Genomic DNA, 15,715 nt, shown 5'->3' on the forward strand with positions numbered 1-15,715 from the left:
GTCAGGCTGAGGTACGGGGAATGGTGTCGTCTTTGCGCAGGGTGAAGATTTCGTAGCCCGTGGCGGTCACCACCAGGGTGTGTTCCCACTGGGCGGACAGCTTGCGGTCCTTGGTGATGGCGGTCCAGCCGTCGCCGAGGACCTTGGTGTCGGCTTTGCCCTGGTTGATCATCGGCTCGATGGTGAAGGTCATGCCTTCCTTGAGTTCCATGCCGGTGCCGGCGCGGCCGTAGTGAAGGATCTGCGGCTCTTCATGGAACACCTTGCCGATGCCGTGGCCGCAGAATTCGCGGACCACCGAGAAACCGTTCTTTTCCGCGTGTTTCTGGATCACTTCGCCGATATCGCCCAGGCGGGTGCCGGGCTTGATGATCTCGATCGCCTTGTACAGGCATTCCTGGGTGACCTTGGACAGGCGCTCGGCCCAGACCGGCACGGTGCCGACGTGGAACATGCGGCTGGTGTCGCCGTGGTAGCCGTCCTTGATCACGGTGACGTCGATGTTCAGGGTATCGCCGGCCTTCAGTGGCTTTTCATTGGGAATGCCGTGGCATACCACATGGTTGATCGAGGTGCAGATCGACTTGGGGAAGCCCTTGTAGTTGAGGGGCGCGGGGATGGCCTGCTGGACGTTGACGATGTAGTCGTGGCAGATGCGGTCCAGTTCCTCGGTGGTCACGCCGGGCTTGACGTGTTCTTCGATCATTTCCAGGACTTCGGCGGCAAGGCGGCCGGCGATGCGCATCTTTTCGATGTCTTCGGCGGTTTTGATGGTGACGGTCATTGCAGGCTCTCTACGGCGCCATGGCGGCGCGGGCGAACAGGAAAGGCGCGATTCTAGCAGAGCGCGGCGTGCTTCAGGACCTCACACAGCGCGTGGTTGCCTTTATATGGATGATGGCATTCTGGCGTGATTGGGGGCCGGGCGCAAAAGGCCGGGGGTGATTGGCAATTCGGGTTTCGTTGGTCATTCGAGTGTGGTATAAAGTGCGCCGCTTTGCGGGGATGGCCCCCAAAGCTCAAACCCACACACGTATCGACACGGTGACCTGGGTGCCCCGATCCACTGGATCTGCGGGTTGGTCATTGGGATGCGTGGAGGCCCAACCCGACTTATCAAGGAACTATCATGTCCCAAGTCAACATGCGCGATATGCTGAAGGCCGGTGTGCACTTCGGCCACCAGACCCGTTACTGGAACCCGAAAATGGGCAAGTTCATTTTCGGCGCGCGCAACAAGATTCACATCATCAACCTGGAAAAAACCCTGCCAATGTTCAACGAAGCTCTGACCTTCGTAGAGCGTCTGGCTCAGGGCAAGAACAAGATCCTGTTCGTCGGCACCAAGCGTTCCGCTGGCAAGATCGTTGCTGAAGAAGCAGCACGTTGCGGCTCGCCGTACGTCGACCACCGCTGGTTGGGCGGCATGCTGACCAACTACAAGACCATCCGTGCTTCGATCAAGCGTCTGCGCGAGCTGGAAACCCAGGCTGAAGACGGTACCTTCGCCAAGCTGACCAAGAAAGAAGCCCTGATGCGCTCCCGTGATCTGGAAAAACTGGATCGCAGCCTGGGCGGTATCAAGGACATGGGCGGCCTGCCGGACGCACTGTTCGTGATCGACGTCGAGCACGAGCGCATTGCTATCACCGAAGCCAACAAGCTGGGCATCCCGGTCATCGGCGTTGTCGATACCAACAGCAGCCCAGAAGGCGTTGACTACGTTATCCCAGGTAACGACGACGCCATCCGCGCTATCCAGCTGTACATGGGTTCGATGGCTGACGCCGTCATCCGTGGTCGCAACAACGTTGCCGGCGGCACCGAAGTTTACGCTGAAGAAGCGCCAGCTGCCGAGTAAGTGACGCTCGCGTCGACTTGGCACGCAAAAAGGGGGCTTGGCCCCCTTTTTGCCACCTTGAAATCCTCCTGTCGCCTAGTGTCCGCATCATCGACGCGCCGCCTATGAGACAGGCTGTTGATTTCCAGAATTGAAGCCCCCGTGAACAGCGGGTGGAATGGTTGAAAACCTATCCAAGAGGATTTTGAAATGGCAGAAATTACTGCAGCGCTGGTAAAAGAACTGCGCGAGCGTACTGGCGAAGGCATGATGGATTGCAAGAAAGCCCTCACCAAGGCTGGCGGCGATATCGAGAAAGCCATTGACGACATGCGCGCTTCCGGCGCCATCAAGGCTGCCAAGAAGGCTGGCAACATTGCCGCCGAAGGCGCCATCGCCATCAAGGATGACGGCAAGTCCGCCACCCTGATCGAAGTCAACTCGCAGACCGACTTCCTGGCTCTGCAGGACGACTTCAAGGCATTCGTCGCTGCCAGCGTCGAAAAAGCCTTCAACGACAAACTGACCGACGTTGCTCCGCTGATCGCCGCTCAGGAAGAAGCTCGTCTGGCCCTGGTTGCCAAGACTGGCGAAAACGTCAACATCCGTCGTCTGGCGCGTGTTGAAGGTGACGTACTGGGTTCCTACCTGCACGGCAACAAGATCGGCGTCGTGGTCTCCCTGAAGGGCGGCACCGTCGAGCTGGCCAAGGACATCGCCATGCACGTGGCTGCCAGCAACCCTGAGTTCCTGCTGCCGTCGGAAGTTTCCGCCGAAGCGATCGAGCGCGAGAAGGGCGTCTTCCTGCAACTGAACGAAGACAAGATGAAAGGCAAGCCAGCTGAAATCGTCGAGAAGATGATCAGCGGCCGTATCACCAAGTTCCTGGCTGAAGCCAGCCTGGTCGAGCAAGCCTTCGTCAAGGACCCGGAAATCACCGTTGGTGCCCTGGCCAAGAAAGGCGGCGCTGAAATCGTTTCCTTCACCCGCTTTGCGGTAGGTGAGGGCATCGAGAAGCCAGTCGACAACTTCGCTGATGAAGTTGCCGCTCAAGTGGCTGCTGCCCAGAAGCAATAAGACGGATTTACCTCTGTCGCCCCAAAGAGGCTGCCCGCTCACGCGCGCAGCCTCTTTGTCAAAGCGCGAACGCTTTTTGTGTCAAAAGCCGAGATTCGTTTGCGCACTGGCACCCTGTGGGTGCCAAGCTACAGTTGGCGCAGGCTGAAAACAGCCCGCCCGGAATTTATACAAACGCCGCAGGAGAGATTCGCAATGGCTCAGCAGGTTAGTGGTCGTCAACCTCGCTATAAACGCATTTTGCTCAAACTTAGCGGCGAGGCCCTGATGGGCTCGGAAGACTTCGGGATCGACCCGAAGGTGCTGGATCGCATGGCCCTGGAAGTGGGCCAACTGGTCGGTATCGGTGTCCAGGTCGGCCTGGTGATCGGTGGCGGCAACCTGTTCCGTGGTGCGGCCCTGAGCGCGGCCGGCATGGACCGCGTCACCGGTGACCACATGGGTATGCTGGCGACCGTGATGAATGCCCTGGCCATGCGCGACGCCCTGGAACGCTCGAACATCCCCGCGATCGTCATGTCGGCCATTTCCATGGTTGGCGTTACCGATCACTATGACCGCCGCAAGGGTATCCGCCATCTCAACTCCGGCGACGTGGTGATTTTCTCCGCAGGTACCGGTAACCCGTTCTTCACTACCGACTCGGCCGCCTGCCTGCGCGCCATTGAAATCGATGCTGACGTTGTATTGAAGGCAACCAAGGTCGACGGCGTGTACACTGCCGATCCATTCAAGGATCCGCATGCCGAGAAATTCGATCGTCTGACGTACGACGAAGTGCTCGACCGCAAGCTCGGCGTGATGGACCTCACCGCAATCTGCCTGTGCCGTGACCACAAGATGCCGTTGCGGGTATTCAACATGAACAAGCCTGGCGCCTTGCTGAACATCGTAGTGGGCGGCGCTGAAGGAACTCTGATCGAGGAAGGCGAAGAATGATCAACGATATCAAGAAAGACGCTCAGGACCGCATGGGCAAGTCCATTGAGGCACTGGGCCGCAACCTGGCGGCGATCCGTACCGGTCGCGCCCACCCGAGCATCCTGGACAGCGTCAAGGTCCCGGCCTGGGGTAGCGAGATGCCGCTGAATCAGGTGGCCGCGGTCAGCGTCGAAGACGCCCGTACCCTGAAAATCGTTGCTCACGACAAAAACCTGAGCGCTGCGATCGAGAAGGCCATCCTGACTTCGGACCTGGGCCTGAACCCGAGCAGCGCCGGCACCACCATTCGCGTACCGATGCCGGCCCTGACCGAAGAGACCCGCAAGGGCTACACCAAGCAGGCTCGTGGCGTCGCCGAAGATGCCAAGGTTGCCGTGCGCAACGTGCGTCGTGATGCCCTGGCCGACCTGAAGAAGCTGGCCAAGGACAAGGAAATCAGCGAAGACGAAGAGCGTCGTGCCTCCGACGAGCTGCAAAAGCTCACCGACAAGTTCGTCGCTGAAGTCGACAAGGCTCTGGAAGCAAAAGAAAAGGACCTGATGGCCGTTTAAGGTCGGGGCTTTTTTAATGGAAAAGAGCAAGCAGGGTGTGCCGTCCTCGGTGCCGCGCCACGTGGCGATCATCATGGACGGAAATAATCGCTGGGCGAAGAAACGCCTGTTGCCCGGCGTCGCCGGGCACAAGGCTGGTGTGGATGCAGTACGGGCCGTTATCGAGGTCTGCGCGGAAGCCAAGGTCGAAGTGCTGACCCTGTTCGCCTTCTCCAGCGAAAACTGGCAGCGCCCGGCCGATGAGGTCGGGGCGTTGATGGAGCTGTTCTTCTCGGCCCTGCGCCGGGAAGCCAAGCGCCTCAACGAAAACAACATCAGCCTGCGCATCATCGGAGACCGCTCGCGGTTCCATCCGGAGCTGCAGGCCGCCATGCGCGAAGCCGAAGCGCTGACCGCTGGCAACAATCGCTTCATCCTGCAGATCGCCGCCAACTACGGCGGTCAGTGGGATATCGCCCAGGCCGCCCAGCGCCTGGCACGCGAGGTCCAGGCCGGTCATCTGCGGCCGGAGGACATCACTCCCGAGCTGTTGCAGACCTGCCTGGCCACTGGTGACCTGCCGTTGCCGGACCTGTGCATCCGCACCGGCGGCGAGCACCGCATCAGCAACTTCCTGTTGTGGCAGCTGGCCTACGCTGAGCTGTACTTCTCCGACCTCTTCTGGCCGGACTTCAAACACGAGGCCATGCGCAATGCGCTGGCCGATTTCGCTTCGCGCCAGCGCCGTTTCGGTAAAACCAGCGAGCAGGTCGAAGCTGGAGCCCGTGCTTAATGCTCAAACAACGCATCATTACCGCGCTGATCCTGTTGCCGATCGCCCTGGGGGGCTTCTTCCTGCTCGACGGCGGGGATTTTGCCCTGTTCATCGGCCTGGTGGTCACCCTTGGGGCCTGGGAGTGGGCCCGGCTCGCCGGCCTGATGGCCCAGGTGCTGCGCGTGGCATACGCCGCGGTTATCGCCGGATTGCTGATGCTGCTTCATCTGATGCCGGACCTCGCGCCCTGGGTGCTTGGAGCGTCGGTGTTGTGGTGGGGCCTGGCGACCTGGCTGGTGATGACCTATCCGCGCAGCAGCGAGCTGTGGGCCAGCGCCGCCTGTCGCCTGCTGATCGGTGCCCTGATCCTGTTGCCGGCCTGGCAGGGGCTGGTGCTGCTGAAGCACTGGGCCATGGGCAACTGGCTGATTCTCGCGGTCATGGTGCTGGTCTGGGGGGCGGACATCGGTGCGTACTTCTCCGGTCGAGCCTTCGGCAAGCGCAAGCTGGCTCCGCAGGTCAGTCCCGGGAAAAGCTGGGAAGGGGTCTACGGTGGCCTGGCGCTGAGCCTGGTCATTACCCTGGGCGTCGGCCTGGTGCGCGGCTGGAGTGTCGGCGAGCTGCTGCTTGGTGTGCTCGGGGCTGCCCTGATCGTCATGGGCTCGGTGGTGGGCGACCTGACCGAGAGCATGTTCAAGCGGCGCTCCGGGATCAAGGACAGCAGCAACCTGCTGCCGGGGCATGGTGGCATTCTTGATCGTATCGACAGCCTGACTGCGGCCATTCCCCTGTTTGCCGTGTTGCTCTGGGCTGCCGATTGGGGCGTGATGTGAGCCGCGTTCAACGTATTACCGTGCTCGGTGCCACCGGCTCCATCGGCCTGAGCACCCTGGATGTCATTGCTCGTCATCCTGATCGCTACGAAACCTTCGCCCTGAGTGGCTATTCGCGCCTGGACGAGCTGCTCGCGCTGTGCCTGAAGCATGCGCCGGTGTTCGCCGTGGTGCCGGACGAGGCGTCCGCCGCGACCTTGCGCGCCGGGCTCAATGCCGCCGGTTCTCGTACCGAGGTGCTGGTGGGTGAGCGGGGGCTGTGCGCCGTGGCTGCCGACCCGCAGGTCGATGCGGTGATGGCGGCGATCGTCGGTGCGGCGGGCCTGCGTCCGACCCTGGCGGCCGTGGAGGCGGGCAAGAAGGTCCTTCTGGCCAACAAGGAAGCGCTGGTGATGTCCGGTGCGTTGTTCATGGATGCCGTGCGGCGCAACAACGCGGTACTGCTGCCCATCGACAGCGAGCACAATGCCATCTTCCAGTGCCTGCCGGTCGACTATGCCCGTGGTCTGGACCAGGTTGGCGTTCGCCGTATCCTGCTGACCGCTTCCGGCGGACCGTTCCGCCAGACTCCATCCGTCGAGCTGGAGCGGGTGACCCCCGAGCAGGCTTGCGCCCATCCAAACTGGTCCATGGGTCGGAAGATCTCGGTCGACTCCGCGAGCATGATGAACAAAGGGCTCGAACTGATCGAGGCCTGCTGGCTGTTCGACGCACCACCGTCCCGGGTCGAGGTGGTGGTGCATCCGCAAAGTGTGATTCACTCCCTCGTCGATTACGTGGACGGATCTGTCCTGGCCCAGTTGGGCAACCCGGACATGCGTACGCCGATCGCCAATGCCCTGGCCTGGCCCGAGCGGATCGATTCTGGTGTACCGGCCCTTGACCTGTTCGCCATCGCCCGTCTCGACTTCGAAGCGCCGGATGAGCAGCGCTTCCCCTGCCTGCGCCTGGCCCGTGAAGCGGCCGAGGCTGGTAACAGTGCCCCGGCGGTGCTCAACGCGGCCAATGAAATCGCCGTGGAAGCCTTTCTTCGGCGGCGCATCCGCTTCCCGGAGATCGCGAGTATGATCGAGCAGGTACTCGAGCGGGAGCCGGTGGTTGCCGTGGACTCGCTCGATGCGGTATTCGCCGCTGACCAGCGTGCCCGGGAACTGGCGGGGGAATGGTTGTCCCGTCACGGGCGTTGAGGTGTCGAGGCCGGCCCGGCTGAACGTTATTCGGAGAAAGACATGAGCGCGTTCTACATGATCATCGGCACCCTGGTTGCCTTGGGTGTACTGGTTACCTTTCACGAATTCGGGCACTTCTGGGTGGCTCGTCGTTGCGGCGTCAAGGTCCTGCGCTTCTCCGTGGGCTTTGGTGCGCCGCTGGTACGCTGGCACGATCGCCATGGCACCGAGTTCGTGATCGCCTGGATCCCCCTGGGCGGCTACGTGAAGATGCTCGACGAGCGCGAGGGCAATGTGCCTCCAGCGTTGCTGGAGCAGTCCTTCATGCGCAAGACCGTTGGTCAGCGTATTGCAATCACCGCCGCGGGGCCGATTGCCAACTTCCTACTTGCCATTCTGTTCTTCTGGATCCTGGCCATGCTCGGCAGCCAGCAGGTGCGCCCGGTCATCGGCAATGTCGAGCCGGGTAGTCTGGCTGCGGTCGCGGGGTTGAGCGCGGGTCAGGAAATCGTTTCGATCGATGGCAAGCCGACCAGCGGTTGGGCTGCAGTCAATCTGCAACTGGTGCGCCGCCTTGGCGAGACCGGTCCGCTGCGGGTCGATGTGCGCAGCGAAGGTGCCAGCGTCGATAGCACGTACACCCTGAATCTCGACAAATGGCTGCAGGGCGCCGAGGAGCCGGATCCGATCAACTCCCTGGGCATTCGCCCCTGGCGTCCGCTGCTGGCGCCGGTGCTGGCGGAGCTGGATCCGAAAGGCCCGGCCCAGGCCGCGGGTCTCAAGCTCGGCGACCGTCTGCTGACTCTGGATGGCCAGGCGCTGAATGACTGGCAGCAGGTTGTCGATAACGTGCGCAGTCGCGCCGGTAGCCGGGTGGTCCTTGGTGTCGAGCGCGATGGCGCCCGTATCGAGCTGCCGGTGACCCTGGCCAGTCGTGGTGAGGGCAAGGCCGCCGCCGGCTATCTCGGCGCTGGTGTGGCGTCGGTGGAATGGCCGCCCCAGATGCTTCGCGAGGTCAGTTACGGACCGCTCGCAGCGGTGGGCGAGGGGCTTTCCCGGACCTGGAACATGAGTGTCCTGACCCTCGATTCGCTGAAGAAAATGCTCTTCGGCGAGCTCTCGGTAAAAAACTTGAGCGGACCGATAACCATTGCTAAAGTGGCGGGCGCTTCAGCCCAGTCCGGCCTCGGGGATTTCCTGAATTTCCTTGCCTATCTGAGCATTAGCCTGGGGGTTCTTAACTTGCTGCCCATTCCCGTTCTGGATGGGGGGCATTTGCTGTTTTACCTGGTCGAGTGGGTGCGTGGTCGTCCATTGTCGGACCGGGTGCAAGGTTGGGGTATCCAGATCGGTATCAGTTTGGTAGTCGGGGTGATGTTGCTCGCCCTGATCAACGATTTGGGTCGACTGTAACGCTTCGCTCAATTGCGAACCTGCCGCGTCCTTGCGGTGGGTCGTTTATTGCCAGTTGGAATAAGAAAGGACTTCATGAAACGTCTGCTGCTAACTGCGGCTCTCGCCGCACTGATGATCGCTGAAGTTCACGCCGAGTCCTTCACCATCTCCGATATTCGTGTCAACGGTCTGCAGCGGGTATCCGCGGGCAGCGTTTTCGGTGCCCTGCCATTGAACGTCGGTGACCAGGCCGACGACGGTCGCCTGGTGGAATCGACCCGTTCCCTGTTCAAGACCGGGTTCTTCCAGGACATCCAGCTCAGCCGCGATGGCAACGTCCTGATCATCAACGTTGTCGAGCGTCCGTCGGTCTCCAGTATCGAGATCGAAGGCAACAAGGCGATCAGCACCGAAGACCTGATGAAGGGCCTGAAACAGTCCGGCCTGGCCGAAGGCGAGATCTTCCAGCGCGCGACCCTCGAAGGCGTGCGCAACGAGCTGCAACGCCAGTATGTCGCCCAGGGCCGCTATTCGGCCGAGGTGGACGCCGAGGTGGTACCGCAGCCGCGCAACCGCGTTGGTCTGAAGATCAAGATCAACGAAGGTACTGTCGCTGCCATCCAGCACATCAACGTCGTGGGCAACACCGTGTTCTCCGACGAAGACCTGCAGGGCCTGTTCGAGCTCAAGACCACCAACTGGCTGTCGTTCTTCAAGAACGACGACAAGTACGCCCGCGAAAAACTCTCCGGTGACCTCGAGCGCCTGCGCTCCTACTACCTGGACCGCGGCTACATCAACATGGACATCGCTTCCACCCAGGTGTCCATCACCCCGGACAAGAAGCACGTCTACATCACCGTCAACATCAACGAAGGCGAGAAATACACCGTTCGTGATGTGAAACTGTCCGGTGACCTGAAGGTGCCGGAAGACCAGGTCAAGGCACTTCTGCTGGCGCAGCCGGGCCAGGTGTTCTCGCGCAAGGTGATGACCACCACCTCCGAACTGATCACCCGTCGCCTGGGTAACGAAGGCTACACCTTCGCCAACGTCAACGGTGTTCCGCAGCCTCACGACGAAGACCACACCGTCGACATCACCTTCGTCGTCGATCCGGGCAAGCGTGCCTACGTCAACCGCATCAACTTCCGTGGCAACACCAAGTCCGAGGACGAAGTGCTGCGCCGCGAAATGCGCCAGATGGAAGGCGGCTGGGCTTCGACCTATCTGATCGACCAGTCCAAGACCCGTCTGGAGCGCCTGGGCTTCTTCAAGGAAGCCAACGTCGAGACCCCGGCCGTTCCGGGTACCGATGACCAGGTGGACGTGAACTACACCGTGGAAGAGCAGGCCTCCGGTTCGATCACCGCCAGCGTCGGTTTCGCCCAGAGCGCGGGTCTGATCCTCGGTGGTTCGATCAGCCAGAACAACTTCCTGGGTACCGGTAACAAGGTCTCCATCGGTCTGACCCGTTCCGAATACCAGAGCCGATACAACTTCGGCTTCGTTGACCCCTACTGGACTGCCGACGGCGTCAGCCTGGGCTACAACGCGTTCTACCGCACCACCAACTACGACGATCTCGACGTCGACGTGGCGAGCTATGCGGTGGACAGCCTGGGTGCCGGTGTCAACGTCGGCTACCCGATCAGCGAGACCTCGCGCCTGACCTTCGGTCTGAGCGTCCAGCAGGACAAGATCAAGACCGGTACCTATACCGTCGACGAGATCTTTGACTTCCTGGAAAAAGAGGGCGATAGCAGCTTCCTGAACTTCAAGGCCTCGGCCGGCTGGTCCGAGTCGACCCTGAACAAGGGGGTGCTGGCAACCCGCGGTCACTCGCAAAGCCTGACCCTCGAAGCAACGACCCCGGGCAGCGACCTGTCGTTCTTCAAGCTCGACTACCGTGGCCAGCTGTTCAAGCCGATCACCAACGACTACACCCTGCGTCTGCACACCGAGCTGGGTTATGGCGACGGTTATGGTTCCACTTCGGGCCTGCCGTTCTATGAAAACTACTATGCTGGTGGCTTCAACTCGGTTCGCGGTTTCAAGGACAGCAGCCTCGGCCCACGCAGTACTCCTAGTCAGGCCAACGCCGATCGTGGTACTGCAACCGACCCGGATCAGGATCCGCTGCCGTTCGGTGGCAACGTCCTCGTGCAGGGCGGTGTGGAGTTGCTGTTCCCGCTGCCGTTCGTCAAGGACCAGCGCTCCCTGCGTACCTCGGTATTCTGGGATGTGGGTAACGTTTTCGACACCAATTGCGGCTCCAAGCCTGATTGCGAGAAGCTCGGCCTCTCTGGCCTGGCCAGCTCCGTCGGCCTGGGCGTTACCTGGATTACCGCACTGGGTCCGTTGAGCTTCAGCCTGGCGATGCCGGTGAAGAAACCGGACGATGCCGATACCCAGGTGTTCCAATTCTCTCTGGGTCAGACCTTCTAAGGGTCTGGTCCACGTAAATGACAACGGATTCTGTAGGAGTGCATCGTGCGTAAGTTGACTCAACTGGCAGTACTGGCCGCGGCCCTGGTCGCGACCCCGGCGTTCGCCGAAATGAAAGTCGCTGTTCTGAACTATCAGATGGCTCTGCTGGAGTCCGACGCTGCCAAGCAGTACGCGGTCGATGCCGAGAAGAAGTTCGGTCCGCAACTGACCAAGCTGAAGAACCTGGAAAGCAGCGCCAAGGGCATCCAGGATCGTCTGGTCAAGGGCGGTGACAAGATGCCTCAGGGCGAGCGCGAGCGTCTGGAGCTTGAATTCAAGCAGAAAGCCCGTGACTTCCAGTTCCAGTCCAAGGAGCTGAACGAAGCCAAGGCCGTGGCAGATCGTGACATGCTCAAGCAGCTCAAGCCGAAACTGGATGGCGCCGTCGAGGAAGTCATCAAGAAAGGCGGTTTCGACCTGGTTCTCGAGCGTGGCGCGGTCATCGATGTCAAACCTCAGTACGACATCACCCGCCAGGTCATCGAGCGCATGAACCAGTCCCGTTGATATGACGGCGACCATGAAACTCGGCCAGTTGGCCGAGTTCCTCGGAGCGACCTTGCAAGGTCCCGCGGAACTCGAAATCACTGGCCTGGCGACCTTGCAGGAAGCTGGCCCCGGCCAATTGAGCTTCCTGGCCAATCCCCAATACCGTAAATACCTGGTTGATACCCAGGCTGCTGCGGTATTGCTGCGTGCTGCCGATGCAGACGGTTTCTCCGGCAATGCCTTGATCGTGCCTGATCCTTACCTGGCTTACGCTCGTATCTCCCATCTGTTCGACCCCAAACCCAAGGCTGTGGCGGGAATTCATCCCAGCGCCGTGGTGGCGGTGGACGCGCAGGTCGATGCCAGCGCCAGTGTCGGTGCGTTCGTGGTCATCGAAAGCGGCGCGGTCATCGGTGCCAATGTCACGCTGGGAGCCCATTGCTTCATTGGTGCCCGCAGTGTGGTCGGCGAAGGCGGCTGGCTGGCCCCGCGGGTGACCCTGTACCACGATGTGCGCATCGGCAAGCGTGTAGTCATCCAGTCCGGCGCAGTGCTGGGCGGTGAAGGATTCGGCTTTGCCAACGAGAAGGGCGTCTGGCAGAAGATTGCCCAGATCGGTGGAGTCAGCATCGGCGACGATGTGGAAATCGGCGTGAATACCGCGATCGACCGCGGTGCCCTGGCCGATACCCGTATCGGTGATGGCGTCAAGCTCGACAACCAGATCCAGATTGCCCACAACGTCCAGGTCGGCGACCACACAGCCATGGCGGCCTGTGTCGGCATCTCCGGCAGCACGAAGATCGGCAAGCATTGCACCATCGCCGGCGGCGTCGGCATGGTGGGACACATCGATGTCTGCGACAACGTATTCGTATCCGGCATGACCATGGTCACCCGCTCGATCACCGAGCCTGGCGGTTATTCTTCCGGCACGGCGATGCAGACTCTGGGCGACTGGCGCAAGAGCGCCGCACGGATTCGCCAGCTGGACGACATGGCCAAACGACTTCAACAGGTAGAAAAGCGCGTCGACGCCGTGACCTCGGGCGGCCAGCCTTCATCTGATGGCTGACACCTTTTTCCTGATCAAGGCTGCGGGGCTGCCCAAGGGCGGTCCCGAATGGCCAAAGGTGCACGGCGCCATGCACGTGTTCCCTATCTTTACTACAGGCTTCCCCCAGAAATGATGGACATCAACGAGATTCGCGAATACCTGCCCCACCGTTATCCTTTCCTGCTCGTGGACCGGGTAGTGGAACTGGATGTCGAGGGTCAGCGCATTCGTGCCTACAAGAATGTCAGCATCAACGAGCCCTTCTTCAACGGTCATTTCCCGGCGCATCCGATCATGCCGGGCGTATTGATCATTGAAGCGATGGCCCAGGCTGCCGGCATCCTCGGCTTCAAGATGCTCGATGCCAAGCCGACGGACGGCACCCTCTACTACTTCGTCGGTTCCGACAAGCTGCGCTTCCGCCAGCCAGTACTGCCGGGCGATCAGTTGATCCTCGAAGCGAAGTTCATCAGCTGCAAGCGCCAGATCTGGAAGTTCGACTGCCAGGCTTCGGTCGACGGCAAGCCTGTCTGCTCCGCCGAGATCATCTGCGCGGAACGTAAACTATGAGTTTGATTGACCCTCGGGCAATCATCGACCCCTCGGCCAGGCTGGCCGATGGTGTCGAGGTCGGTCCTTGGTCGATCATCGGCCCGGATGTCGAGATCGGGGAGGGGACCGTCGTCGGTCCGCACGTGGTGCTCAAGGGGCCGACCCGCATCGGCCGCAACAACCGCATCTACCAGTTCTCCTCGGTCGGCGAAGATACCCCGGACCTCAAGTACAAGGGCGAGCCTACGCGCCTGGTGATCGGTGACAACAACGTCATCCGCGAAGGGGTGACCATTCACCGTGGCACCGTCCAGGACCGTTCGGAAACCACCATCGGCGATCACAACCTGATCATGGCCTATGCCCATATTGGCCACGACAGCGTGATCGGCAACCACTGCATTCTGGTCAACAACACTGCCCTGGCCGGTCATGTGCATGTGGATGACTGGGCCATCCTGTCCGGTTTCACCCTGGTTCATCAGTTCTGCCATATCGGCGCCCACAGTTTTTCCGGCATGGGCACGGCGATCGGCAAGGACGTTCCGGCCTTCGTCACGGTCTTTGGCAACCCCGCCGAAGCGCGCAGCATGAACTTCGAAGGCATGCGCCGGCGTGGTTTCAGTGAAGACGCCATCCATGCGCTGCGTCGTGCCTACAAGGTGGTCTACCGCCAGGGCCTGACTGTCGACCAGGCCATCGTCGAGCTCGATGCATCGGCCAAGCAGTTCCCTGAAGTCGAACTGTTCCGCCAGTCGATCCAGAACTCCGCCCGCGGCATCACCCGCTGATATGTCGGCACTCTGCGTAGCGCTGGTGGCCGGTGAGGCCAGCGGCGATATTCTCGGTTCGGGCCTGATGCGGGCACTCAAGGCCCGTCATCCGGACGTCCGTTTCATCGGCGTCGGCGGTCCGCTCATGGAAGCCGAAGGCCTGAGCTCGTACTTCCCGATGGAGCGCCTCGCGGTGATGGGGCTGGTCGAAGTACTGGGTCGCCTGCCGGAACTGCTCAAGCGCCGCAAGCTGCTGATCCAGACCCTGATCGATGAGAAACCGGATGTTTTCATCGGCATCGACGCCCCGGACTTCACCCTCAATATCGAATTGAAGCTGCGTCAGGCCGGGATCAAGACCGTGCACTATGTCAGTCCGTCGGTCTGGGCCTGGCGGCAGAAGCGCGTGCTGAAGATCCGCGAAGGCTGTGACCTGATGCTGACCCTGTTCCCCTTCGAGGCGAAGTTCTACGAAGAACAGGGTGTGCCGGTACGCTTTGTCGGGCATCCGTTGGCCGACACCATTCCCCTCGAAGCCGATCGTCGGGCCGCGCGCCAGGCGCTGGGTTTGCCTGATGGCCCGCTGGTGGCGCTGATGCCGGGCAGTCGAGGTGGCGAAGTCGGTCGCCTGGGCGCCTTGTTCCTGGATACCGCACAGCGCTTGCGCGAACTGGTTCCTGGTGTGCGCTTCGTTTCGCCCTGCGCCAATGCCGCCCGTCGGGAGCAGCTGGAGCAGATGCTCCAGGGGCGCGATCTGCCGCTGACCCTGCTCGACGGCCAGTCCCATCAGGCCCTGGCGGCCTGTGATGCGGTGCTGATCGCATCGGGTACCGCAACCCTCGAAGCCTTGTTGTTCAAGCGCCCGATGGTCGTGGCCTACCGTCTGGCGCCGCTGAGCTACTGGATTCTCAAACGCCTGGTGAAAAGTCCCTACGTCTCGTTGCCCAACCTGCTGGCCCAGCGCCTGCTGGTGCCGGAACTGCTGCAGGAGGCTGCTACCCGGGAGGCCCTGGCCCAGACCCTGGCTCCGCTGGTCCGCGATGGTGCGCAACAGACCGAAGGCTTCGACCAGATTCACCGCACGCTGCGCCGCGACGCCTCGAACCAGGCCGCCGAAGCTGTGCTCGCTCTGCTGGAAGATCGATAAATGCAAATGGGACTGGACTTCAACCTGGTCGAAGACCTTGTCGCCGGTGTCGACGAGGTCGGTCGTGGCCCGCTGTGTGGTGCGGTGGTGACGGCCGCGGTGATTCTCGATCCGGCCCGGCCGATTCTTGGCCTGAACGATTCGAAGAAACTCACCGAAGCTCGCCGCGAGAAGCTTTTCGACGAGATCTGCGAAAAGGCCCTGAGCTTCTGTATCGCTCGCGCCGAAGTCGAGGAAATCGACGAACTGAACATCCTGCATGCCACCATGCTGGCCATGCAGCGTGCCGTCGAAGGTCTGCACATCACCCCGAAACTGGCGCTGATCGATGGCAACCGTTGTCCGAAGCTCCAGGTTCCGGCCTCTCCGGTGGTCAAGGGTGATAGCCAGGTACCGGCCATCGCCGCCGCCTCGATTCTGGCCAAGGTTACCCGTGACCGTGAAATGGCCGCCTTCGAGCTGATCTATCCGGGTTATGGGATTGGTGGTCACAAAGGCTACCCGACGCCGACCCATCTTGAGGCCCTGGCCCGCCTGGGACCGACGCCGATCCACCGGCGCTCTTTCGCTCCGGTGCGCGCAGCGTACGAAGCGCAATTGCTCGGGAGCGGTCAACCGAGCCTGGTCTGACCCCAGGCTTTCACCT

The 15,715-nt window shown here is 61.4% G+C and carries 16 protein-coding genes; 15 read left to right on the plus strand and 1 reads right to left on the minus strand.

The window, feature by feature from the left end:
• Window position 1: 1 nt before the first annotated feature.
• Window positions 2-784, minus strand: a complete 783-nt coding sequence (gene map, locus ACODSK_RS05285) for a type I methionyl aminopeptidase (RefSeq protein ID WP_489014381.1) — start codon at window positions 782-784, stop codon at window positions 2-4.
• 345 nt (window positions 785-1,129) lie between these two features.
• On the opposite strand from map, the gene rpsB reads away from it, so the two are divergent.
• The 15 genes from rpsB (at window position 1,130) to rnhB (ending at window position 15,699) form a co-directional block, all read left to right on the plus strand.
• Window positions 1,130-1,861, plus strand: a complete 732-nt coding sequence (gene rpsB / locus ACODSK_RS05290) for a 30S ribosomal protein S2 (protein WP_009395267.1) — start codon at window positions 1,130-1,132, stop codon at window positions 1,859-1,861.
• Between the two features lie 189 nt (window positions 1,862-2,050).
• Window positions 2,051-2,917 (plus strand): translation elongation factor Ts, encoded by an 867-nt coding sequence (gene tsf, locus ACODSK_RS05295; RefSeq protein ID WP_489014383.1) that lies wholly within the window; start codon window positions 2,051-2,053, stop codon window positions 2,915-2,917.
• A gap of 195 nt (window positions 2,918-3,112) precedes the next feature.
• Complete coding sequence (gene pyrH / locus ACODSK_RS05300; RefSeq protein ID WP_330076239.1) at window positions 3,113-3,856, plus strand: UMP kinase; 744 nt, start codon at window positions 3,113-3,115, stop codon at window positions 3,854-3,856.
• Window positions 3,853-4,410 (plus strand): ribosome recycling factor, encoded by a 558-nt coding sequence (gene frr, locus ACODSK_RS05305; protein ID WP_489014385.1) that lies wholly within the window; start codon window positions 3,853-3,855, stop codon window positions 4,408-4,410. Before pyrH ends, frr begins: the two co-directional genes overlap by 4 nt.
• A 16-nt stretch (window positions 4,411-4,426) precedes the next feature.
• The gene (uppS, locus tag ACODSK_RS05310) at window positions 4,427-5,182 is read left to right on the plus strand and encodes a polyprenyl diphosphate synthase (protein ID WP_489014386.1); all 756 of its coding nucleotides are present in this window, start codon (window positions 4,427-4,429) and stop codon (window positions 5,180-5,182) included.
• Window positions 5,182-5,997 (plus strand): phosphatidate cytidylyltransferase, encoded by an 816-nt coding sequence (locus ACODSK_RS05315; protein WP_489014388.1) that lies wholly within the window; start codon window positions 5,182-5,184, stop codon window positions 5,995-5,997. The genes uppS and ACODSK_RS05315 overlap by 1 nt, the downstream gene beginning before the upstream one ends.
• Window positions 5,994-7,184, plus strand: coding sequence for a 1-deoxy-D-xylulose-5-phosphate reductoisomerase (gene ispC / locus ACODSK_RS05320; protein WP_489014389.1), 1,191 nt, complete (start codon window positions 5,994-5,996; stop codon window positions 7,182-7,184). The genes ACODSK_RS05315 and ispC overlap by 4 nt, the downstream gene beginning before the upstream one ends.
• Before the next feature lie 42 nt (window positions 7,185-7,226).
• Window positions 7,227-8,579: an RIP metalloprotease RseP gene (rseP, locus tag ACODSK_RS05325; protein WP_489014390.1), complete on the plus strand. Its 1,353-nt coding sequence runs from the start codon at window positions 7,227-7,229 to the stop codon at window positions 8,577-8,579.
• A gap of 75 nt (window positions 8,580-8,654) precedes the next feature.
• On the plus strand, window positions 8,655-11,009 hold the full coding sequence (bamA, locus tag ACODSK_RS05330) for an outer membrane protein assembly factor BamA (RefSeq protein ID WP_489014392.1): 2,355 nt from the start codon (window positions 8,655-8,657) through the stop codon (window positions 11,007-11,009).
• 45 nt (window positions 11,010-11,054) lie between these two features.
• Window positions 11,055-11,558 carry an OmpH/Skp family outer membrane protein gene (locus ACODSK_RS05335; protein ID WP_489014394.1) on the plus strand — a complete coding sequence of 168 codons (504 nt, stop codon included), beginning with the start codon at window positions 11,055-11,057 and terminating at the stop codon, window positions 11,556-11,558.
• A gap of 1 nt (window position 11,559) precedes the next feature.
• Window positions 11,560-12,615, plus strand: coding sequence for a UDP-3-O-(3-hydroxymyristoyl)glucosamine N-acyltransferase (lpxD, locus tag ACODSK_RS05340; RefSeq protein ID WP_489014396.1), 1,056 nt, complete (start codon window positions 11,560-11,562; stop codon window positions 12,613-12,615).
• 111 nt (window positions 12,616-12,726) lie between these two features.
• Complete coding sequence (gene fabZ, locus ACODSK_RS05345; RefSeq protein WP_009395253.1) at window positions 12,727-13,167, plus strand: 3-hydroxyacyl-ACP dehydratase FabZ; 441 nt, start codon at window positions 12,727-12,729, stop codon at window positions 13,165-13,167.
• Entirely contained in the window at window positions 13,164-13,940 is a 777-nt protein-coding gene (lpxA, locus tag ACODSK_RS05350) for an acyl-ACP--UDP-N-acetylglucosamine O-acyltransferase (RefSeq protein WP_489014398.1), read from the plus strand. Before fabZ ends, lpxA begins: the two co-directional genes overlap by 4 nt.
• Before the next feature lies 1 nt (window position 13,941).
• Entirely contained in the window at window positions 13,942-15,069 is a 1,128-nt protein-coding gene (gene lpxB, locus ACODSK_RS05355; protein WP_489014400.1) for a lipid-A-disaccharide synthase, read from the plus strand.
• Window positions 15,070-15,699 carry a ribonuclease HII gene (gene rnhB, locus ACODSK_RS05360; protein ID WP_489014401.1) on the plus strand — a complete coding sequence of 210 codons (630 nt, stop codon included), beginning with the start codon at window positions 15,070-15,072 and terminating at the stop codon, window positions 15,697-15,699.
• Window positions 15,700-15,715 lie beyond the last annotated feature (16 nt).

This window comes from Pseudomonas sp. FG98, from assembly GCF_057808595.1.